We start from the raw sequence: 23,742 nt of genomic DNA, 5'->3' as shown, positions 1-23,742 counted from the left end.
ATGGATGACAAACAGTTGTTTCCTTTAACGAACGCTCAACAGAGGATTTGGTATACCGAACTGCTTTATCCGAACGCGTCCGCATCGCTGCTCTCGGGCACTGTAAAGATGAAGGGCAAAATGGACATCGATGCGTTCAAGCGGTCCATCAATATGGTGATTGAGCAATACGATGCTTTCCGGATCCGCATTACGTCTGAGGACGGCATACCTAAGCAATATGTCGTGCCTTACGAGGAGAAGGAATTCGAGGTCCTGGATCTGTCGGATTTTGATAGTTTGGCCCAAGCGGAGGAATGGTTGGAGCGTCACAAACAGACACCTTTCGAGCTGTTTCATTCGGAGCTCTTTCACTTTCTGTTTCTTAAAGTCAGCGACGAAGAGTATTGGTTGAATACGAAGGTCCATCATATCATTTCCGACGGTATTTCCATGGTGCTGTTCGGAAACCAGTTGACGGAATATTACATCGATATGATTCGCGGACAGGAACCCAAACTTGGCGAAGAACATTCTTATATCGAGTATATCCAGACCGAGCAAGCTTATGAGCAATCCGAACGTTTTCAGAAAGATAAAGCGTATTGGGTCGATAAATTTTCCGATTTGCCCGAGCTTACCGGGCTGAAGTCCTATAATCCTTTGTCGTTAAGCACTGCAGCGAAAAGGGAGCATTTTACCGTCCCCGACGGTCTTTATAACGAAATTCAATCGTACTGCCAAGAAAATAAAATCAGCTTGTTTCAATTTTTTATGGCTGCGACGTACATTTACATGTACAAAGTCACCAACCAGCAGGACGTGGTCATCGGCACTTCCTTCGCCAACCGGGCATCGAAAAAAGAAAAAAATACGGTCGGCATGTTCGTGAGTACGGCGGCAGCCCGGGCTTTCGTCGAACCGGAAACCGGCTTGACCGCTTTCTTGCAAAGCGTGGCGAAAGAGCAGCTTTCCATTTTGCGCCATCAGAAATACCCTTACAATCAATTGATTCAAGACTTGCGGGATATCCACCGCAACAAGGATATTCAGCGGTTGTTCGGCATTTCGATGGAATACCGGCCGGTAAGCTGGGTCGACTTGGACGACGTCCGAATTCATACGGACTACGATTTTGGCGGAGATGAAGTAAACGATTTCGTTCTTCATATCGTTGAAATGTTGGACGACCGGCAGCTCGTGGTGCATGTCGATTACCGGATTCATTTGTTCGAACAGCAGGAAATACAAAGAATGGTCCAGCAGCTGCTCACCGTTGCTGAGCAGATCGTTCGGGCGCCTCACCAAACCATTGCGGACGTATCTCTTCTGCTAGAGGAAGAGAAGCAGATGATTCTGACGTCCTTTAACGATACATCAGCGGACTATCCGCGCGAGAAGACGATTCATGGGCTGTTCGAAGAACAGGCCATGCGGACGCCGGAGCATATCGCGGTTGTTATGGATGACAAGCAGCTGTCCTATCAAGAATTAAACCGGCGGGCCAACCGGCTTGCCTGGACGCTGCGGGCCGAAGGGGTGCAGGCCGATCAACTCGTCGGCATCATGGCCGACCGTTCCTTGGACATGATCGTCGGCATCCTGGGCATCCTGAAAGCCGGCGGTGCGTATGTTCCCATTGACCCGGAATATCCGCAGGAGCGCATTCAATACATGCTGGCCGACTCCGGCGCGGGGCTGCTGCTGACGCAAAACCATCTGCTGGAGCGGATCGACTTTGCAGGGAAGCTGCTGGACCTGAATAACGAGGCGATTTACCAGGAGGACGAGTCGAACCTGGGTACGGCTGTCCGTCCGAATCACTTGGCGTATGTCATCTATACTTCGGGAACGACCGGGAAGCCGAAAGGTACGTTGATTGAGCATAAAAACGTTGTCCGTTTATTGTTTAACGATCGAAATGTATTCGATTTCGGGGCTTCCGATACGTGGACGCTGTTTCACTCGTTCTGCTTCGATTTCTCGGTGTGGGAAATGTACGGGGCGCTGCTCTACGGCGGGAAGCTGGTCATTGTCCCTCCACTGACGGCGAAAAGCCCGGAGCAATTCCTGCAACTGCTGAAAACGCAGCAGGTGACGATTTTAAACCAAACGCCGACTTATTTTTATCAGCTACTGCAAGAAGAACTGGGCCACGCCGGAGCGGAGCTGCAGCTGCGCAACATTATCTTCGGCGGAGAAGCGTTAAGTCCGGCTTTATTGAAAGACTGGAGAGCGAAATATCCGCACGTCAAGCTGATCAATATGTACGGTATTACGGAAACGACCGTACATGTCACCTATAAAGAAATTACGGAAACGGAAATCGCGCAGGGCAAAAGCAACATCGGGACGACGATACCGACCTTGCGAGCATATATTTTGGACGAGCAGCGCCGAATTCAGCCGGTCGGGATCGCGGGAGAGCTGTATGTTGCCGGCGAAGGCTTGGCGCGAGGCTATTTGAACCGGCCCGAGCTGACGGCCGACAAATTCGTGGACAATCCGTTCGAAGCCGGAGAGCGGATGTACCGTACCGGGGATTTGGCCCGCTGGCTGCCGGACGGCAATATCGAATACTTGGGCCGGATCGACCATCAGGTCAAAATCCGCGGATACCGGATCGAGTTGGGCGAGGTGGAAGCGCAGTTGCTGAAGGTCGCCTCCGTACAGGAGACGGTCGTGCTCGCGCGTGAAGATGGCAGCGGGCAAAAGTATCTCGTCGCGTACTTTGTGGCGGACCAGGAGTTTATGGTGAGCGAGCTGCGCGGAGCATTGGCGCAAGAGCTGCCCGGCTACATGATTCCGTCCTACTTCGTCCAGCTGGAGTCCATGCCGTTGACTTCGAACGGGAAGCTGGACCGCAAAGCGCTGCCCGAGCCGGAAAGCAGCCTGCAAACGGGCACAGAATACGTGGCCCCGAGAACGCCGGCCGAAGCGCAATTGCAATTGATATGGAAAGAAATACTGAAATTAGACGGTATTGGTGTTTTGGAAAACTTCTTTGAAATCGGCGGTCACTCTTTACGGGCAACGCTTCTGGTGTCCCGGATTCAAAAAGAGATGAACGGCACGATTTCCTTGCGGGACGTATTCCAGTCGCCGACGATCGGCCAGATGGCCGAGCTGCTGGCGAACCGGTCTGAATCGGGCTACGATTCCATTCCGCGCGTGGAGGAGCGGGCGTTCTATCCTGTATCTTCGGCTCAAAAACGGTTGTATATTTTGAGCCAGCTGGAGGGCGGAGAGGTCAGCTATAACATGCCGGGAGTTCTGACGATTGAAGGGGCGTTGGACCGGGATCGTTTGGAAGAAGCATTCCGACAGTTGATCTGGCGCCACGAAACGCTACGGACGAGCTTTGAAATGATGAACGGAGAGCCGGTCCAGCGGGTGCAGCGGGAAGTGCCTTTCGCGGTGGAGTATGCCAAGGGGCGGGAAGAGGAGGTGGCCGAGCGGATTCGCAGCTTCGTGCGCCAATTTGATCTTTCACAGGCACCGCTGCTGCGAATCGGGCTGTTCGAGCTGGAAAAGCAGCGCCATCTCTTGTTGTTCGATATGCATCACATTATTTCGGACGGTGTGTCCATCGATATTTTGGTCACGGAATTTTCCCGGCTGTACGAGGGGGCGGAACTGCCGCCACTGCGGATTCAGTACAAGGATTACGCGGTATGGCAGCAAGCGGAAGTACAAAGCGAACGCCTGAGCAAGCAGGAGGCGTATTGGCTGGACGCTTTACAGGGCGACATCCCGGTGCTCGATCTGCCGACGGATTATGTAAGACCGGCGGTACAAAGCTTTGAAGGGAACACGGTTGCCTTTGCGATCAGTGAACAAGCAACCGAAGCGTTAAAGCGGCTTGCGGCCCAAACGGGATCAACCTTATATATGGTTTTCATGGCGGCGTATACGACTTTGCTGCATAAATATACGGGGCAAGAGGACATGATCGTCGGCTCTCCGATCGCAGGCAGACCACATGCGGACTTGGACAGCGTGATCGGCATGTTTGTCAACACACTGGCGATCCGGAATCGTCCGTCGGGCGACAAGACGTTCCTGCAGTATGTGCAGGAAGTGAAAGAAACGGCGTTAAAGGCGTATGAAAATCAAGATTATCCGTTCGAGGAATTGGTTGAAAAGCTTGATTTGAAACGGGATCTGAGCCGCAATCCGTTATTTGATGCGATGTTTGTCCTGCAAAATACGGAGCAGGGGGAGCACGAAATCGCGGGGCTGCAGTTTAAGCCATACGAGCATGGGCATCACGTGGCGAAGTTTGATCTGACGTTAATTGTATCGGATGAAGCCGATGGGCTGACCTGCCGTCTGGAATATGCCACTGCGCTGTATAAGCAGGAAACGGTGGAGCGGATGGCGCAGCATCTGGTGCAGCTGATCGGCGTTATTGCGGAGGAGCCTCAGACGATATTGTCGTCGATTGAGATCATAACGCCGCAGGAAAAAGCGCAGATTGCGGAGCGGTTCAATGCAACTGCAGCCGATTACCCGCGCGACAAGACGATCTCGCAGTTGTTCGAGGCGCAGGCAGCACAGACGCCGGATCACGTGGCGGTCGTATTCGGGGATGCGTCGCTGACTTACCGCGAGTTGAACGAACGTGCGAACAGACTGTCCCGGACATTGCGGAACCAAGGCGTTGTTCAAGATCAGCCTGTTGCGATTATGGCCGAGCGCTCGATCGAGATGGTCACAGGCATGGTCGCGATCCTGAAGGCCGGAGGCGCCTACGTGCCGATCGATCCCGATTATCCGGAGGAGCGTATCGCTCTCCTGCTGGAGGATTCGGGCGCTAAGCTCTTGCTTGTGCAGCGGAAAGAGCTTGTGCAGGTTGGCTTCGCCGGCAGCGTCGTCAATCTGAGTGACGAAACGATTTACGCCGAAGACGGTTCGAATCCGGGCTGGGCCGGTACGGCAAGCGACTTGGCTTACATCATGTATACGTCGGGAACGACCGGCCGGCCGAAAGGCGTCATGGTTGAGCATCGCAACGTCGTCCGGTTGGTGAAAAATTGCAACTATGTTGCATTGGATGAAACTACACGCATTTTGCAAACGGGCGCGGTCGTTTTCGACGCCTCCACGCTCGAAATTTGGGGAGCGCTGCTAAATGGCGGCCGGCTGTATCTCGTGAACAACGAGGTTATTTTGAACGCGGATAAATTGAAGGAGGCGATCCGGAGCTGCGGGATTACGACGATGTGGCTCACCTCGCCGCTCTTTAATCAATTGTCGCAGCAGGACAGCAGGCTGTTCGGCGGCTTGCAAACGCTGCTTGTCGGGGGAGACGTCCTCTCCGTGCCGCACATCAACCTTGTGCTGCGCGACAATCCCGGGCTGGCTATCGTGAACGGTTACGGCCCGACGGAAAATACGACGTTCTCCACGACGCATCTGATCGAAGGCGAGCAGACGGATGCGGTGCCCATCGGTCGGCCGATCAATCATTCGACGGCTTACGTGACAGACCGTTCGATGCAGCTGCTTCCGATCGGGGTATGGGGTGAGCTGATCGTCGGCGGAGACGGTGTCGCGCGCGGGTATTTGAACCGTCCGGAGCTGACGGCGGAGAAGTTCGTCGAAAGCCCGGTTCGCCCGGGAGAGCGCTGTTACCGCACGGGGGACTTGGTCCGCTGGCGCGCCGACGGTACGCTGGAATACAAAGGACGGATCGACGAGCAGGTGAAGATTCGCGGGTACCGGATTGAATTGGGCGAGGTGGAAGCGCAGCTCGCGAAAGTGGAAGCGATTCGGGAAGCCGTGGTGATCGCCAGGGAGGACGAAAGCGGGCAGAAACAGCTTTGCGCTTACTTTGTGGCGGAACGCACGCTCGCCGCAGGCGAGGCGCGAAACGCCTTGGCGCAGGAGCTGCCCGGCTATATGATCCCGTCTTACTTCGTCCAGCTGGAGCAAATGCCATTAAACGCAAACGGGAAGGTAGACCGCAAAGCGCTGCCGGCTCCGGAAGGAAGTATGCAGACGGGAACGGCATACGCGGCGCCGAGGACGGCGGCCGAGCAGGCGCTGGCGTCCGTTTGGGAAGGTGTGTTGGGCGCTCGGCCGATCGGCATTTACGACAATTTCTTCGAGCTTGGCGGCGATTCGATCAAATCGATCCAAGTGTCTTCGAGGCTGTTCCAAGCGGGCTACAAGCTGGAAATGAAAGACTTGTTCAAGCATCCGACGATCGCGGAGCTAAGCCCGCATCTTCAAGCGGCCACCCGCATGGCGGAGCAGGGAGAAGTAAGCGGAGCGACGAAGCTGACGCCGATCCAGCATTGGTTCTTCGCGCGGCAGACGGCGGATCTCCATCATTTCAACCAAGCGGTGATGCTGTACCGGGAGGAGAGCTTCGACGAAGCGGCGCTTCGTCAAACGATCCGCGCCATCGCCGAGCATCATGACGCGCTGCGTCTGGTATTCCGTCAGACGGAACATGGCATCGAAGCATGGAACCGCCAGGTAGAGGAAGGCGAGCTCTACAGCCTGGACGTCTTCGATTTTACGGAGGAGGTGGATTGCGCTGCCCTCGTGGAAGCCAAAGCGTCGGAAATTCAAGGCGGCATCAGCCTGAGCGAAGGACCGCTGATGAAGCTCGGATTGTTCCGCTGCGCGGACGGAGACCACCTGCTGATCGTCATACACCATTTGGCGGTCGACGGGGTATCGTGGCGTATTTTGTTCGAGGATCTTGCCGCCGGTTATGAACAAGCCGTAAGCGGGCAAGTCATTCGTCTTCCGCAAAAAACGGATTCCTTCCAGCTCTGGGCGCAGCAGTTGTCGCTTTATGCGGGCAGTCCGGCGATGGAAAGCGAGCGAGCCTATTGGCAGCACATCCGGGAGCTTGCAGTCGCAGCGCCGCTGCCGAAGGATGACGCTCAGGAGCAAGTTTTGGTTCGGGATAGTAAAACAATTACGATCCAGTGGACCCCGCAGGAAACGGAACAGCTGTTGAAGCAGGCACACCGCGCGTATAACACGGAGATGAACGATCTGCTGCTGACCGCCCTGGGGATGGCGATTCACACGTTGACCGGAATCGGGCACGTACCGGTCAACCTGGAAGGACACGGCCGGGAGCCGATTATTCCCGACATCGACATCACCCGTACCGTAGGTTGGTTCACGAGCCAATATCCGATCGTTTTGGACATGGGGGCGGATCGGGACGTATCGCGCCGAATCAAGCGGGTGAAGGAAGGCCTGCGCCAAATTCCGCATAAAGGAATCGGCTACGGCATCCTGAACTATTTGTCTGCACCGGAAGAGAAAGGCTCCTTGGAAGTAAGGCCGGACATCAGCTTCAACTATCTGGGCCAATTCGACCAAGACCTGCAAACGAATGCGCTGCAAGTCTCGCCTTATTCGACCGGTACGGCGGCAGGCGAAAGCGCGGAGCGGCATTATGCGCTGGATATCAACGGGTTGATTTCCGGAGGAGCGCTGACGCTGACCATCGGCTATAACGGCAAGGAGTATCGCCAAGAAACGATCGAGCGATTCTCAGGGTTATTCCGGACAAGTCTTCAAGAGATCATTCAGCATTGCGTAACGAAGGAACGGGCGGAACTGACCCCAAGCGACGTTCTGCTGAAGGGACTGACCGTTGACGAACTGGATGATTTGGTCGAACGGACGGGACATCTTGGCGACATTGAGAATATATACAAGCTGACGCCGATGCAGAAAGGCATGCTGTTCCACAGCCTCCTAGAGCCCGATTCGGGATCGTACTTCGAACAAGCGACGTTCGATCTGCGGGGAACCTTCGATGTGGAAGCTTTCGCTACAAGTTTAGACGCCTTGGTGCAAAGACATGCCGCCTTGCGGACAAACTTTTACAGCGGTTGGAAGGACCTGCCGGTGCAGATCGTCTATCGCGACAAAAAGAGCGGATTTGCTTATGAGGATTTGCGCGGGCTGGATGAAACGCAGCGGAAGACGCATATCGAGACGTACGCCGCAAAGGATAAAGCCAGAGGATTTGACTTGACTCAAGATGAGCTGCTGCGCGTATCGATCCTGCGTACAGGAGAAGACAATTATTACCTCCTGTGGAGCTTCCACCATATTATTATGGATGGCTGGTGCATCCCTCTCATTACCCGGGAAGTATTCGAGCACTATGCGGCCGTCATGCAGCAAAAACAACCGGAGCTTGCCTTGGCCTTACCGTACAGCCAGTACATCGAATGGCTCGATCGGCAAAATGACGATGAAGCCTCCCGGTATTGGCGCGAGTATCTGGAAGACTATGAACAGCATACGACGCTGCCGTTAGCCGACACTTCCGGCAAGGCGAAAGGCCATGTTTCGGAGCAGTTCGTTTATGATCTGGACAAGGACCTGACCCTGCGTATAGAACGCATGGCGAAGCAGCATCAAGTGACGGTCAGCACGTTGATGCAAGCGGTATGGGGGATTGTGCTTCAGAAATACAACGGTCAGCGGGATGTCGTCTTCGGAAGCGTCGTATCGGGAAGGCCGACGGAAATACCGGGCATCGAAAGCATGATCGGGCTTTTCATTAATACGATCCCGGTACGTGTCCGGACGGAAGAGCATGCAACTTTCGCGGAAGCGGTCAAAAAGCATCAGGAGCGGTATTTGGCTTCGCATGCGTACGATACGTATCCGCTCTATGAGATTCAATCGCAAACAGGGCAAAAGCAAAATTTGATCACGCATATTATGGTGTTCGAAAACTATCCTGTCGAACAGCAGATACAGCAGTTGGGAAGCGGCGAGCAAGCTGCGTTTGAGATTACGGACGCCGAATTGTTTGAGCAGACGAACTATGATTTTAACCTGATTGTCATGCCGGGCGAATCGTTTAAGATTGTTTTCCGTTACAATGCAATCGTTTATGATCGGGCAAGCATCGAACGGATTCAGGGACATCTGGTTCATATGCTGGAACAAGTAGCGAACAATCCGCAAGTCCGATTAAGCGAGCTGGAGCTGATCACGCCGCAAGAAAAAGCGCAGATGCGGCAAGTATGGGACGATACGACGACCCGTTATCCGAAGGACAAGACGCTTCAGCAACTGTTCGAGGAGCAGGTGGAGCGTACGCCGGATGCCGTGGCGGTGATATTCGGGGACGAACAGCTGACGTATGGCGAGCTGAACGAACGGGCCAACGGGTTGGCGCGCACGCTGCGGACCGAAGGCGTAGAGCCGGATCAGCCTGTCGGCCTCATGGTGGAGCGTTCCTTGGAGATGATCGTCGGGGTCTTCGGCATCTTGAAAGCCGGAGGAGCTTATGTGCCGATCGATCCGGAATATCCGGAGGAGCGGATCCGTTATATGCTGGAGGATTCGGGCGCGAAGCTGCTGCTGACCCAGCCGGAAGTGCGGAAGAAGGTACAATTTACCGGACTTGTACTGGATTTAACGGACCGGCAGATGTATGAGGGAGGCAAAGATAACCTTATGCCGGTTCATGGCTCCGAGGCGCTGGCATGCATCATCTACACTTCCGGTTCTACAGGCAAGCCGAAAGGCAACTTGACGATGCATTACAACATCAGCCGCGTGGTCAAGGAAACGAACTACATCGGGTTCACGGCAAAAGACCGGGTTCTGCAGTTATCCAGCTTCTCGTTCGACGGTTCAACGTTCGACATTTACGGAGCGCTGCTGAACGGAGCTTCCCTTGTGCTGATCACTCGCGATGAGGTGATGGACGCTCGGGAGCTGTCGCGCGTGCTGCGCACGCAGCGGATCACGAAATGTTTCATGACGACCGCCCTTTTCAATACGCTGGTGGACATCGACGTCGATTGCTTCGAAACGCTGGAAGCCTTGCTGTTCGGCGGGGAGAAGGTATCCGCAGGCCATGTGCGAAAAGCGTTTGCGCGTCTGGGCCCCGGCCGGTTGATCCATGTCTACGGACCGACGGAAAGCACCGTATTTGCTACCTACCACCGAGTCGACGATATGGACGAGAAGGCGGATACCGTGCCCATCGGCAAGCCGATCAGCAATACGTCCGTCTATGTCTTGGATCGTGATCAGCGCCTGCTGCCGGCAGGTATTCCCGGAGAATTGTATATTGCCGGGGATGGTTTGGCCCGAGGTTATTTGAACTATCCGGAACTGACGGACGAGAGATTCATTTATTCCTCGTTGGCGCCGGGCGGCAGGATGTACCGGACCGGGGATTTGGTAAAATGGCTGGAGGATGGAAGCATCGAATATATCAGCCGGATAGACGCCCAAGTGAAGATTCGCGGCTATCGGATCGAGCTTGGCGAGGTGGAGGCGCATCTCCTGAAAACGGAGGCGGTGCAGGAAGCCGTTGCGATCGCACATGAAGACGAGACCGGGCATAAGCGATTGGGCGCGTACTTCGTGGCGGACCGAACCCTGACGGCGGGTGAGCTCAGAGCCGCGCTCTCTCAAGAGCTGCCGGAGTATATGATCCCGTCCTACTTTGTACAGCTCGAGCGGATGCCGCTGACGCCGAATGGCAAAGTCGACCGTAAGGCGCTGCCTGCGCCGGAGGCGGACTTGCACGCAGGTACGGAACTCGCGGCTCCAAGAACGCCGGCGGAAGCGCAGCTCGCGCAAATCTGGCAGGAGGTGTTGGGGCTACCGCAAGTTGGGGTGAAAGACAACTTTTTCGACATCGGAGGCCATTCTCTACGGGCGACATTGCTGGTATCCCGGATTCAAAAAGAGATGAGCGGGGAGATCTCCCTGCGGGAAGCGTTCCAATATCCGACGATTGAGGAAATGGCGCAATTGCTAGAAGAGCGGGAGAACACGGCTTACGCCTCCATCCCGGTCATCGAGGAGCGGCCGTATTATCCGGTTTCTTCAGCCCAGAAGCGGCTGTACATTTTGAGCCAGCTGGAGGGCGGGGAAGTCGGCTACAACATGCCGGGCGTCATGACGGTCGAAGGGGCGCTGGACCGGGAGCGGCTGGAGGAAGCGTTCCGGCAGTTGATCCGGCGTCACGAAACGCTGCGCACCGGCTTCGAGACGGTGAACGGCGAGCCGGTGCAGCGAGTGCACCCGGAGGTAGCGTTTGCGGTAGATTATGCCCAGACGGGAGAAGAGGAAGCCGAAGAGCGCATCCGCAGCTTCGTGCGGGCGTTTGAACTGGCGAAGCCGCCGCTGCTGCGCGTGGGATTGATCGGGCTGGAGAAAGACCGCCATCTGCTGCTGTTTGACATGCATCATATTATTTCCGACGGCGTGTCCATGAGCATTCTTGTCGAGGAGTTTATCCGGCTATACGAGGGAGCGGAGCTGCCGCCGCTGCGAATTCAGTACAAGGATTACGCGGCATGGCAGCAAGCGGAAGCTCAAAGCGAACGGATGAGCAAGCAGGAAGAGTATTGGCTCGATGTCTTTCGCGGGGAGCTTCCGGTGCTCGGTCTGCCGACCGATGAGGTAAGACCGGCGGTGCGCAGCTTTGAAGGGGACCGGATGGAGTTTTCCCTCGGCCAACATCGAAGCGACGCGTTGAAGCAGCTTGCGGCGCAAACGGGATCTACCTTGTACATGGTATTATTGGCAGCTTATACAACCTTGCTGCATAAATATACAGGTCAAGAAGACGTTACGGTCGGCTCTCCGATTGCGGGCAGGCGGCATGCCGACTTGGGAAGCCTGATCGGGATGTTCGTCAATACACTGGCGATACGCAATTACCCGGCAGGAGAGAAGACGTTCCAAGACTACGTGCAGGAAGTGAAGGAAACGGCGTTAAAAGCGTATGAACATCAAGACTATCCGTTCGAAATGCTGATCGATAAGCTGAATCTGAAGCGCGACTTGAGCCGCAACCCGTTGTTCGACACGATGCTTGTGCTGCAGAATATGGAGCAAGGGGCGCAAGAAATCGAAGGTTTGCAGTTTAAACCGTACGAGCATCGGCATCCGGTGGCGAAGTTCGACTTGATGCTGACAGTGTCGGAGGAAGCGGGCGAACTCGTATGCAGCCTCGAATATGCGAGTGTGCTGTATAAGCAAGAATCCGTAGAACGGATGGCGAAGCATTTCATGCAGGTGATCGATATCGTCACGGAGGAGCCGCAGACGCTGCTGTCGTCCATCGAGATCATTACGCCGCAGGAGAAAACGCAAATTTTGGAGCTATGGGGCGAGTGCAAGGCGGACTACCCCCGGGATAAAACGATTCATCGGTTGTTCGAGGAACAGGCGGAGCGAACGCCGGATCTGGTGGCCGTCGTGTCCGAGCGAAGCGAGCTCACGTACCGGGAGCTGAACGAACGGGCGAACCAGCTGGCGAGAACGTTAAGCGCCGAAGGGGTGAAATCCGATCAACTGGTAGGCATTATGGCCGACCGTTCCCTCGAAATGATCGTGGGGATGCTCGCCATTCTGAAAGCCGGCGGCGCGTATGTGCCGGTGGACCCGGAATATCCGGAAGAACGGATTCGCTATGTACTGGAAGACTCGGGTGCCGGGCTGCTGCTGACTCAGACCCATTTGATGGAACGGGCGTTCTTTGACGGAAAGGTCGTGGACTTGCATAACTCCGCCGCGTACCATGAGGACGCATCAAACCTGCGCACAGCGGTCGGACCGAACCATCTGGCTTATGTGATCTATACGTCGGGAACGACAGGCAAGCCGAAAGGGACGTTGATCGAGCATAAAAACGTAGTCCGCCTCTTGTTTAACGACCGGAACCTGTTTGATTTCGGGCCTGCGGACACGTGGACGTTATTTCATTCGTTCTGCTTCGATTTCTCGGTATGGGAAATGTACGGGGCATTGCTCTACGGAGGCAAATTGGTCGTTGTGCCTTCCTTGACCGCGAAAAATCCGCAGCAATTCCTGCAATTGCTGAAAGCGCAGCAGGTTACCATTTTGAACCAGACGCCGACGTATTTCTATCAGCTGCTGCAGGAAGAGCTGAGCCATGACGGCAAGGAACTGAAGCTGAGACAGATCATCTTCGGCGGAGAGGCGCTAAGCCCGGCTTTATTGAAAGAATGGAGAACGAAGTACCCGCATGTCCAACTGATCAACATGTATGGAATCACCGAAACGACCGTGCATGCCACGTATAAAGAAATTACGGAAACGGAAATCGAAGAGGGTACAAGCAACATCGGGACAGCGATTCCGACGTTGAGCGTCTATATTTTGGACGAGCAACGTCATCCGCAGCCGATTGGGATTGCCGGGGAGCTGTACGTGGCCGGAGACGGGCTGGCGCGCGGCTACTTGAATCGCCCGGATTTAACCGCGGAGCGATTCATGGATAACCCGTTCGTGGCCGGGGATCGGATGTATAAGAGCGGAGACTTGGCCCGCTGGTTGCCGGACGGCACGATGGAATATTTGGGCCGCATCGACCATCAGGTCAAAATTCGCGGGTACCGGATTGAGCTGGGAGAGGTGGAAGCAAAGCTCTTAAATGTGGCGTCCGTACAAGAAGTGATCGTGCTTGCGCGCGAAGACGTTAGCGGGCAAAAATATTTGTGCGCCTACTTCGTAGCGGATACGGAGCTGACGGTAAGCGGGCTGCGGGGAGCGCTGGCGCAAGAGCTGCCAGGCTACATGATCCCGTCCTACTTCGTGCAGTTGGAGCGGATGCCGCGGACGCCGAACGGGAAGATGGACCGCAAAGCGCTGCCGGCCCCGGAAGGAAGCGTGCAGACGGGAGCGGAGTATGCCGCGCCTCGGACGGTCGTGGAACAAACTCTGGCTTCGGTTTGGGAAGGCGTTCTGGGTGCCGCACGGGTCGGGATTCGCGACAACTTCTTCGATCTTGGCGGCGACTCGATCAAATCGATCCAGGTCTCTTCGAGGCTGTTCCAGGCGGGCTACAAGCTGGAAATGAAAGATTTGTTCAAGTATCCGACGATCGCCGAGCTAAGCCCGCATATCCAAGCGGTCAGCCGAATCGCCGAGCAAGGGGAAGTGACCGGAGCGACCAAGCTGACGCCGATCCAGCATTGGTTCTTCGAGCGCCAGACAGCGGCTCCGCATCATTATAACCATGCCGTTATGCTGTACCGGGAGGATGGCTTTGAGGAAGAGGCGCTTCGCGCGTTGATGACCAAGCTGGCCGAACATCACGACGCGCTGCGTCTGGTCTTCCGCTGGACGGACCATGGCATCGAAGCATGGAACCGCGGAGTGGACGAAGGCGAGCTTTTCACCTTGGATATTTTCGATTTCAAGAATGAAGCGGACTGTGCCGCGGCGGTTAAAACCAAGGCGAACGAAATCCAAAGCGGCATCGACCTGAGCGAAGGGCCGCTGATGAAGCTGGGATTGTTCCGCTGCGCCGACGGGGATCATCTGCTGATCGTCATTCACCATTTGGCAGTCGACGGGGTATCGTGGCGCATTTTGTTCGAGGATTTTGCAGCCGGGTACGAGCAAGCCGCAAGCGGACAGGCCATTCAGCTTCCGCAAAAAACGGACTCGTTCCAGCTCTGGGCGGAGCGGCTGTCGCTTTATGCGGAAAGTGCGGCCTTGGAACGCGAACGCGCCTACTGGCAGGAGATTGCAGCGGTTGATGCGGTTACGCTGCCGAAGGATCAAGCGCAGGACAGCTCGCTGCTCAGGGATGTCGAATCCGTCACGGTCCAATGGAGCGAACAGGAAACGGAGCAGTTGCTCAAGCAAGCGCACCGTGCATATAACACGGAAATGAACGACCTGTTGTTAACGGCTTTAGGGATGGCGATTCACGAGTGGTCCAGTATCGGGAAAGTTCTGGTGAACCTGGAAGGACACGGCCGGGAGCCGATCGTTCCGGACATCGACATCACCCGCACCGTGGGATGGTTTACAAGCCAATATCCGATCGTGTTGGAGGTGGGAGCGGATCCGGAGATCGCGCGCCGGATCAAGCGGGTGAAGGAAGGGCTACGCCAAATTCCGCATAAGGGGATCGGCTACGGCATCCTGAACTATTTGTCCGCTTCTTCCGAGGGCGTCCAATGGAACATCGAGCCGGAAATCAGCTTTAACTACCTCGGTCAGTTCGATCAGGACCTGCAAAGCAATGCGCTGCAGCTTTCTCCGTATTCGATCGGCGAAGCGCTAAGCGGACAGACGGTGCAGAACTACGCTCTGGATATCAACGGCATGATTTCCGAAGGCGCGCTGGCGCTGACGATTAGCTACAATGGCAAGGAATACCGCCAAGAAACGATCGAGCGCTTGGCCGGCATCATCCAGGCTAGCCTGCAGAAAGTCATCACGCATTGCATCACGAAGGAACGGTCGGAATTGACGCCCAGCGACGTCTTGCTGAAGGGACTCACGATGGAGCAGTTGGAGCAGCTGGTAGAACAAACCCGGCACGTGGGCGAGATCGAGGATGTGTACAAGCTCACGCCGATGCAGAAGGGAATGCTGTTCCACAGCTTGATGGAGCCGGGCTCGGCATCGTATTTTGAGCAAGCGGAGTTTGGACTGCGGGGCAGCCTGGATACGGAAGCGTTCGCGCAAAGCTTCGATGCCTTGGCGCAAAGACATGCCATCCTGCGGACGAACTTTTACAGCGGTTGGGGAGATTTGCCGGTACAAGTAGTCTTCCGCCAGAAGAGCATCGAATTTGCGTATAAAGATCTGCGCCAAATGAACGACGCCGAGCGGCAGGCTTATCTCGAAACGTACGCTGCCGAAGACAAGGCGAGAGGTTTCGATCTTGCCCGGGATGCGCTGATGCGCGTAACGGTTCTGTGCACGGGTGAAGAGAACTACCGGGTACTGTGGAGCTTCCACCATATCATTATGGACGGCTGGTGCATTCCGCTCGTTACCGGGGAACTGTTCGAGCACTATTCCGCCATCCGCTGGAAACGTCAGCCGGAGCTTGTCGAGGCTCAGCCGTACAGCCGGTACATCGAATGGTTGGAGCGGCAAGACGATGCTGCAGCTTCCGATTACTGGAGCCGCTATTTGGAAGGCTATGAACACCAAACGATCGTACCGGAAGGGAAACCTCAAGGCAAGGCGGAAGCCTATGTATTGGAAGAGCTCGCTTGCGATTGGGGCCAGGACTTGACCCGGCGAATCGACCTCGTGGCGAAACGTCATCAGGTTACGGTCAACACGCTGCTGCAGACGGCATGGGGAATTGCCCTGCAATGCTATAACGGCCATCGGGATGTCGTTTTCGGAGGCGTCGTATCCGGAAGACCGGCCGAAATACCGGGCATTGAAAGCATGATCGGTTTGTTTATTAACACGATCCCGATACGGGTCCAAGCGGAGGAAGGCGAGACCTTCACGGAAGTGATGGCTCGAACCCAGAAGGATTCCTTGGCCTCACATGCGTACGATACGTATCCGCTCTATGAGATTCAGGGGAAAACCGAACAGAAGCAGGATTTGATCAGCCATATCATGGTGTTTGAAAACTACCCTGTCGAGCAGCAGGTGGAGCAGACGGGAAGCGGCGACGGCGAAGCGCTTGAGCTTACGGATTTCGCCATGTTCGAGCAAACCAACTATGATTTCAACCTGATTGTTATTCCGGGCGATGCGCTCCGCGTAAGCTTCCGTTACAATGCTTGCGTCTACGAGCGGGCCAGCGTCGAACGAATCCGCGGACATCTCATGCGAATCATTGAACAGGTTGCGGACAATCCGAACATTCGTGTGGATGAGCTGGAGATGGTAACGCCACAAGAGAAAGCGAAATTGCTCGATTGGGCCGGCCACAAGGTCGAGTACCCGCGGGAGAAGGCGATTCATCAGTTGTTCGAGGAACAGGCGAAACGGACGCCGGAACGTATCGCGGCGATTTACGAAGAAAGCCGGCTCACGTACAAGGAATTGAACGAACAGGCGAACCGGCTTGCGCGTACGCTGCGCGCCGAAGGTGTTCAGTCGGAACAACTGGTCGGCCTTATGGTCGAACGTTCCTTGGAAATGATCGTAGGGATTCTTGGGATTCTAAAAGCCGGCGGGGCCTTTGTGCCGATCGATCCGGAATATCCCGAAGAGCGCATCGGGTACATTTTGAAAGATTCAGGAGCAAAGCTGCTGCTCACCCAAAGCCATTTGCGGGAACGGGTATCCTTTGAAGGCAAGCTCATCGATTTGAACGATCCGCAGCATTACGCTCAGGATGGCTCGAATCTGGAACTGCCCATGCATCCGAAGGAACTGGCTTATCTTATTTACACATCGGGCACGACGGGATTGCCGAAAGGCACGATGATCATGCATCAAGGCCTGGTCAACTATATCTGGTGGACCAAGGATGCGTATGACATCGCGGAAAATTACGACTTCCCCTTGTACTCGTCGATTTCGTTCGATTTAACGTTTACGTCGTTGTTCACCCCAATCCTTACAGGGAATAAGATCCGCATTTACGAAGGGGAGGACAAGACGACGCTCATTCAGCGCATCATCGAAGACAATCAAGTGGACATCGTCAAGCTGACGCCGGTTCATCTCGGTCTGATCAAGGAAATGAAGCTGCCAAGCGAATCGAGAATCAAGAAGTTCATTGTGGGCGGCGAGAATCTCAGTACGAATCTGGCGAAAAGCATTTCGGAGAAATTTAACGGGCAAGTGCAAATTTTCAATGAATACGGTCCGACCGAAACGGTTGTCGGCTGCATGATTTATTTGTACGATCCCGTGAGGGATACGCGCGAGTCGGTGCCGATCGGCGTGGCGATGGACAACGTGAGCATTTATTTGCTTGATGCGAAGCGTAACCTTGTGCCGCAGGGCGTGCCGGGCGAGATGTATATTGCCGGGGACGGCGTAGCCAAAGGCTATTTGAACCGTCCTGAGCTGACCGCCGAGAAATTCGTGGATAACCCGTTTGCAGCGGGAGAGCGGATGTACCGGACCGGGGACCTTGCACGCTGGCTACCGGACGGCAATATTGAATTTTTGGGACGGATCGACCATCAAGTTAAAATTCGCGGGTACCGGATTGAGCTTGGCGAGGTGGAAGCGCAGATCTTGAACTTGGCAGCCGTGAAGGATGCCGTCGTCATCGCACGCGAGGACCACAGCGGGCAGAAAGTGCTGTGCGCGTACTTGACGGCCGACCGGCCGCTGACGTCGGGCGAGCTTCGGGCGGCGCTGTCCCAAGAGCTGCCGGGCTATATGATTCCGTCCTCTTTCGTCCAACTGGAGAGCATGCCGTTGACATCGAACGGGAAGCTGGACCGAAGAGCGCTGCCCGCCCCGGAAGGCGGTATGCAAACGGGAACGGAATACGAGACGCCGCGAACCGTAGTGGAACAGACGTTGGCTTCCGTCTGGGAAAGCGTGTTGGGTTATCCGCGGGTCGGCATCCGGGACAATTTCTTCGACCTTGGAGGCGACTCGATCAAAGCGATTCAGGTGTCTTCGAGGCTGCTTCAAACGGGACATAAGCTGAAAATGAAAGATTTGTTCAAGCATCCGACCATCGCCGAGCTAAGCCAGCATATCGAAACGGCCAGCCGGATCGCGGAACAAGGAGAAGTGGCCGGGCCGACAAAGCTGACGCCGATTCAACACTGGTTCTTCGAGCAGCGGCTTGCCGATCCGCATCATTTCAATCAGGCGGTCATGCTGTACCGTGAGGAGGGCTTCGACGAAACGGCACTTCGTCAGGCGATCCGCGCCATCGCCGAGCATCATGATGCGCTGCGCCTTGTTTTCCGCAAGACGGAACATGGCATCGAAGCATCGAACCGCCGGGTAGACGAAGGCGAGCTCTACAGCTTGGATATCTTTGATTTCAAAGGGGACGCGGATTGCGTTGCCGCGGTGGAAGCGAAAGCGTCGGAAATCCAAAGCGGCATCAGCTTGAGCGACGGGCCGCTGATGAAACTGGGATTGTTCCGCTGCGCGGATGGCGACCACCTGCTGATTGCCATTCACCACTTGGCGGTTGACGGGGTATCGTGGCGGATCTTATTCGAGGATCTCGCTGCCGGCTACGAACAAGTGGCGAGCGGGCAAACGATCCGGCTTCCGCAAAAAACGGATTCCTTCCAGCTCTGGGCACAGCAGCTGTCTCTTTACGCGAATAGTTCTGCGGCGGAACGCGAACGGAGTTATTGGCAGCAGATTGAAGAGGTTGGCCCGAGTCCGCTGCCGAAGGACTACGTTCAGGCGAACGCTTTGATCCGGGACAGCCAAGCCGTTACGGTCCAATGGACCGAGCGGGAAACGGAGCAGTTGCTGAAGCAGGCGCACCGCGCGTACAACACGGAAATGAACGACTTGCTGCTAACCGCGCTGGGCATGGCGGTACACAAGTGGACCGGCATCGAGCAGGTTCTGGTCAATCTGGAAGGGCATGGACGGGAAGCGATCCTTCCGGACATCGATATTACCCGCACCGTGGGATGGTTTACAAGCCAGTATCCGGTCGTCTTGGAGATGGGAGCCGAACTGAACGTGTCGCGCCGAATCAAGCGGGTGAAGGAAGGTCTGCGGCAAATTCCGAACAAAGGAATCGGCTACGGCATCTTGAACTATTTGTCCGCTTCGACGGAGGGCGTCCCGTTTGAAACGAAGCCGGAAATCAGCTTCAACTACCTGGGGCAGTTCGATCAGGACCTGCACAGCAGCGGACTGCAAGTCTCACCTTATTCGACCGGTGCGGAGGTGGGCGAACGGACGCCACAATCGTATACGCTGGGGATCAACGGTATGATATCCGAAGGCAAGCTATCGCTGACGATCAGCTATAGCGGCAAAGAATACCGCAGCGAAACGATGGAGCGGTTCGGCGATCTCGTCCGCGCGAGTCTTCAAGAGGTCGTTCAGCATTGCGTGACGAAAGAGCATGCGGAGCTCACGCCTAGCGACGTCTTGCTAAAGGAACTCACCGTCGAAAAACTGGAGCAGTTGGTAGAAGAAACCCGCCGCTTGGGCGACATTGAGAATGTGTACAAGCTGACGCCGATGCAGAAGGGGATGTTGTTCCACAGCCTGTTGGAGCCGGAGTCGGTAGCGTATTTTGAGCAAGCCAAGTTCTACCTGCGGGGAACCTTCCATTTGGAGGACTTTACGCGCAGTTGGGATGCGTTGGTGCAGCGCCATGCAATTTTGCGAACAAGCTTTTACACCGGGTGGAGCGAGCTGCCGGTTCAAGTTGTCCTGCGAAGCCGGAAGATCGACATAGCTTATGAAGATCTGCGTGCGACGAATGAGGCGCAGCGCGAGAAGCATATCGAGAATTATCTTGGTGCGGACAAGGTCAGAGGATTCGATCTGACACAAGATGCGCTGCTGCGTATGACGGTTTTGCGTACAGGCGAAGAAGACTTCCTGCTCCTATGGAGCTTCCACCATATTATTATGGACGGTTGGAGTTTGCCTCTCGTGATCCAGGAACTGTTCGAGCATTATTATGCGATCCGGCAGCATAGGCAGCCAGATCTTGCCGCAGTCTTGCCGTACAGCCGATATATGGAATGGCTGGAGCAACAAAATCACGAAGAAGCGGCCAACTATTGGAGCGGGTACTTGGAGGGCTACGAAGAGCAGACGGTGCTGCCGCAGCGAAAAGCGGAGTCCCCTGAAAAAACGGAGGGTTATGTCTCCGAGAAGCTGCTCTACGATCTGGACCCGGGGTTGACTCAGCGTCTGGAGCTTGTGGCGAAACAATATCAGGTGACGGTCAATACGTTAATGCAAGCGGCCTGGGGAATCGTGCTGACAAGATACAACGGCATCCGGGATGTGGTGTTCGGTAGCGTCGTATCGGGAAGACCGGCGGAAATCCCGGGAATCGAAAGTATGGTCGGCTTGTTTATTAACGCGGTTCCGGTACGGGTGCGTACAGAGGCTGGCGACACCTTTGCCAAAATCATGAAAGAGCGCCAGGAGCAATACTTGGCATCTCACGCCTACGATACGTATCCGCTCTATGAGATTCAAGCGCAGAGCGAACAAAAGCATCATTTGATTTCGCATATCATGGTCTTTGAAAACTACCCGCTCGAGCGTCAGGTGGAACAGGTCGGAAGCGGTGAGCGGGCGCCGTTGGAAATTGTGGACCTCGAGATGTTCGAGCAGACGAACTACGATTTCAACCTGCTTGTCTTGCCTGGCGAAGACATGAAGCTTTTCTACCGGTATAACGCTTCGGTCTACGAGCAGGCAAGCGTAGAGCGGATTCACGGACATCTGGTTCATCTCATGGAACAGGTTGCCGCCAATCCGAACATCCGCGTGGATGAGCTGGAGCTGATCACTCCGCAGGAAAAAGCGCAGATCTTGGACATCTGGAACGATACGGCGGTTGACTACCCGAGGAAGAAAACGATCTATCAAGTGTTCGAGGAGCAGGCGGCGCGAACACCGGACCGAACGGCTCTCGTATTCGAGGATCGGCAGCTGACATATGCCGAGCTGAACGAGCGGGCCAACCGGCTGGCGCGGACTTTGCAGGCCGAAGGAGTGCAGCCGGATCAACTCGTTGGGATCATGGTCGAGCGTTCCCTGGACATGATCGTAGGCATCCTTGGCATCTGGAAAGCCGGCGGCGCGTACGTGCCGATCGATCCGGAATTCCCGGAGGACCGCATCCGCTACATGCTGGAGGATTCGGGTGCGAAAATCTTGCTCACCCAGGGTCATCTGCCGGGACATCCGGCCTTTGGCGGAAAAGTGGTGAACCTGGACGATCCTCAAGCTTACGACGGGAACGGGGCGAATCCGGACCCCGCGGCGGGGCCGTATCATTTGGCATACGTCATCTATACGTCGGGATCGACCGGCAAGCCGAAAGGCGTTATGGTCGAGCATCAATCGGCCGTTCATACCTTGAGCCAATTGGAATGCGAATATCCGCTGCTCGCAGGCGATGCGTTCCTGCTGAAGACCACCTTCACGTTCGACTTCTCGGTGCCCGAGCTGTTCAGTTGGTTTTTCGGTCAAGGGAAGCTGGTGATTTTGCCGCAAGGCGCGGAAAAAGACCCGATTACCTTATTGAAGGCCGTGGAGGACAATCGGATCACCCACTTGAACCTTGTGCCTTCCATGCTCAGCGTATTGGTTCATTACATGAAGGATACCGGCGCCGACTGCATCCGAAGCCTGAAATATGTGTTCGCTTGCGGAGAGACGCTCCCGGCGAAATTGGTAGAAGACTACTACAGATTGTCTCCGGGCGCCGTATTGGAAAATATTTACGGACCTACGGAAGCGACGGTCTATGCTACCCGGTATACGACAAGTCCGGAGACGGGTAAGCTGGCCAGTGTGCCTATCGGTAAACCGTACGGCAACGTGCAAGTGTGGATGATGGATAACGCATCTCATTTGTCGCCGATCGGCGTAGCCGGAGAGCTGTGCATTTCGGGAGAAGGCGTCGCGAGGGGTTACTTTAACCAACTGGAGCTGACGGCCGAGAAATTTGTGCCGAACCCGTTCGTCCCGGGACAACGGATTTATCGGACCGGCGACCTCGCCAAATGGCTCCCGGACGGGAATATCGAGTACCTGGGCCGGATCGACCATCAAGTCAAGATCCGCGGCTACCGGATCGAGCTTGGCGAACTGGAGGCGCAGCTTCTGAAGGTGCCCGCCGTTCAGGAAGCGGTCGTTATCGCGCGGGAGGACGAGTCCGGGCAGAAGCAGCTGTGCGCGTATTTCGTAGCAAACCGGGAAATGACGGCAAGCGAGCTGAAAGGCACATTGTCCGAGGAACTGCCGGCTTACATGATTCCGTCTTATCTTGTCCAAATGGAGCAAATGCCGTTGACGCCTAACGGGAAGCTGAACCGCAAAGCGCTGCCGGCCCCGGAAGGAAGCGTGCAGGCCGGAGCGGAGTACATCGCGCCGCGAACTTCGATGGAAGCGCAACTGGCTCAGATTTGGCAAGAAGTACTGGGACTTCACAAAGTAGGAGTGAAGGAGAACTTCTTTGATCTGGGAGGCCATTCCTTAAAAGTGCTTCAATTGATTCAAAAGGTCCGCACCGACATCGGCATCGACGTTCCTCTGCATACGGTATTTAAGCTGCCGACGCTCGAAGATCTGGCTCAAGAGCTGTTTAAGTACAAGGTTGGAGAAGGGTACGGCAATGCGGAGAGCGATACGATCCGGTTGAATGACCATGGCCCGATCAACGTGTTCTGTTTCCCGCCAAGGGTCGGCTATGGCTTGGCTTATTACGAAATGGCCAGACAGCTCGAACAGCATTGTGTCGTCTATGGAATGGAATTTATAGGAGATAATTTCCAAGGCGAAGAGATGCTTGAGCAGTATGTCAACACCATCGTAAGCATTCAAGAGAACGGGCCTTATGTGTTCCTGGGGTACTCGCTCGGAGGGAATCTGGCGTTCGAAGTGGCCAAGGCAATGGAAAGCCGGGGATATGAAGTATCGGACATCATCATGGTCGATTCGATGAGAAAGACGAGCAGAGACGAGTCCTCACCGGAAGAAACGGAAGCTCTCGTTGAGGCGGTGCTGGAAAGCATATCTGACACGTATAAAGCTTATTTATCGGATGCGTCCGACAGGGAGAGAGTCCGACATAAAATGCACGTCTACACGATGTACCGTAATGAGCTGATCAACGAAGGAACCGTTCAAGCCAGCATCCACGCCTTGGTCGCGGAAGGCTCAACAGCCGGAGCTGTGGAACCGAAGGATGCGCTGTTGTGGCAGCAGGCTGCGCCGAACGGCTATGCGGAATATGAAGTGATCGGAACTCACGATGTGCTGCTCGATGTCGGATTTATCGAGGAGAACGTGAAGGTGCTTCAACGCATAATAAAAAGCATCGTCGAAGAGAAGGTTCAATTTAGTTGA

General features: G+C 55.3%; 1 protein-coding gene. It reads left to right on the top strand.

Annotated elements, in window-relative coordinates; genetic code table 11:
- Entirely contained in the window at positions 1-23,742 is a 23,742-nt protein-coding gene (locus QMG93_RS24370) for a non-ribosomal peptide synthase/polyketide synthase (protein WP_281941106.1), read from the top strand.

Origin of the sequence: Paenibacillus tyrphae, from assembly GCF_027925525.1 — a bacterium.
Lineage (GTDB): Bacteria > Bacillota > Bacilli > Paenibacillales > NBRC-103111 > Paenibacillus_G > Paenibacillus_G tyrfis_B.
The sequence above is the reverse complement of the archived record's forward strand: the minus strand, read 5'-3'. Positions and strand labels throughout refer to the sequence as shown.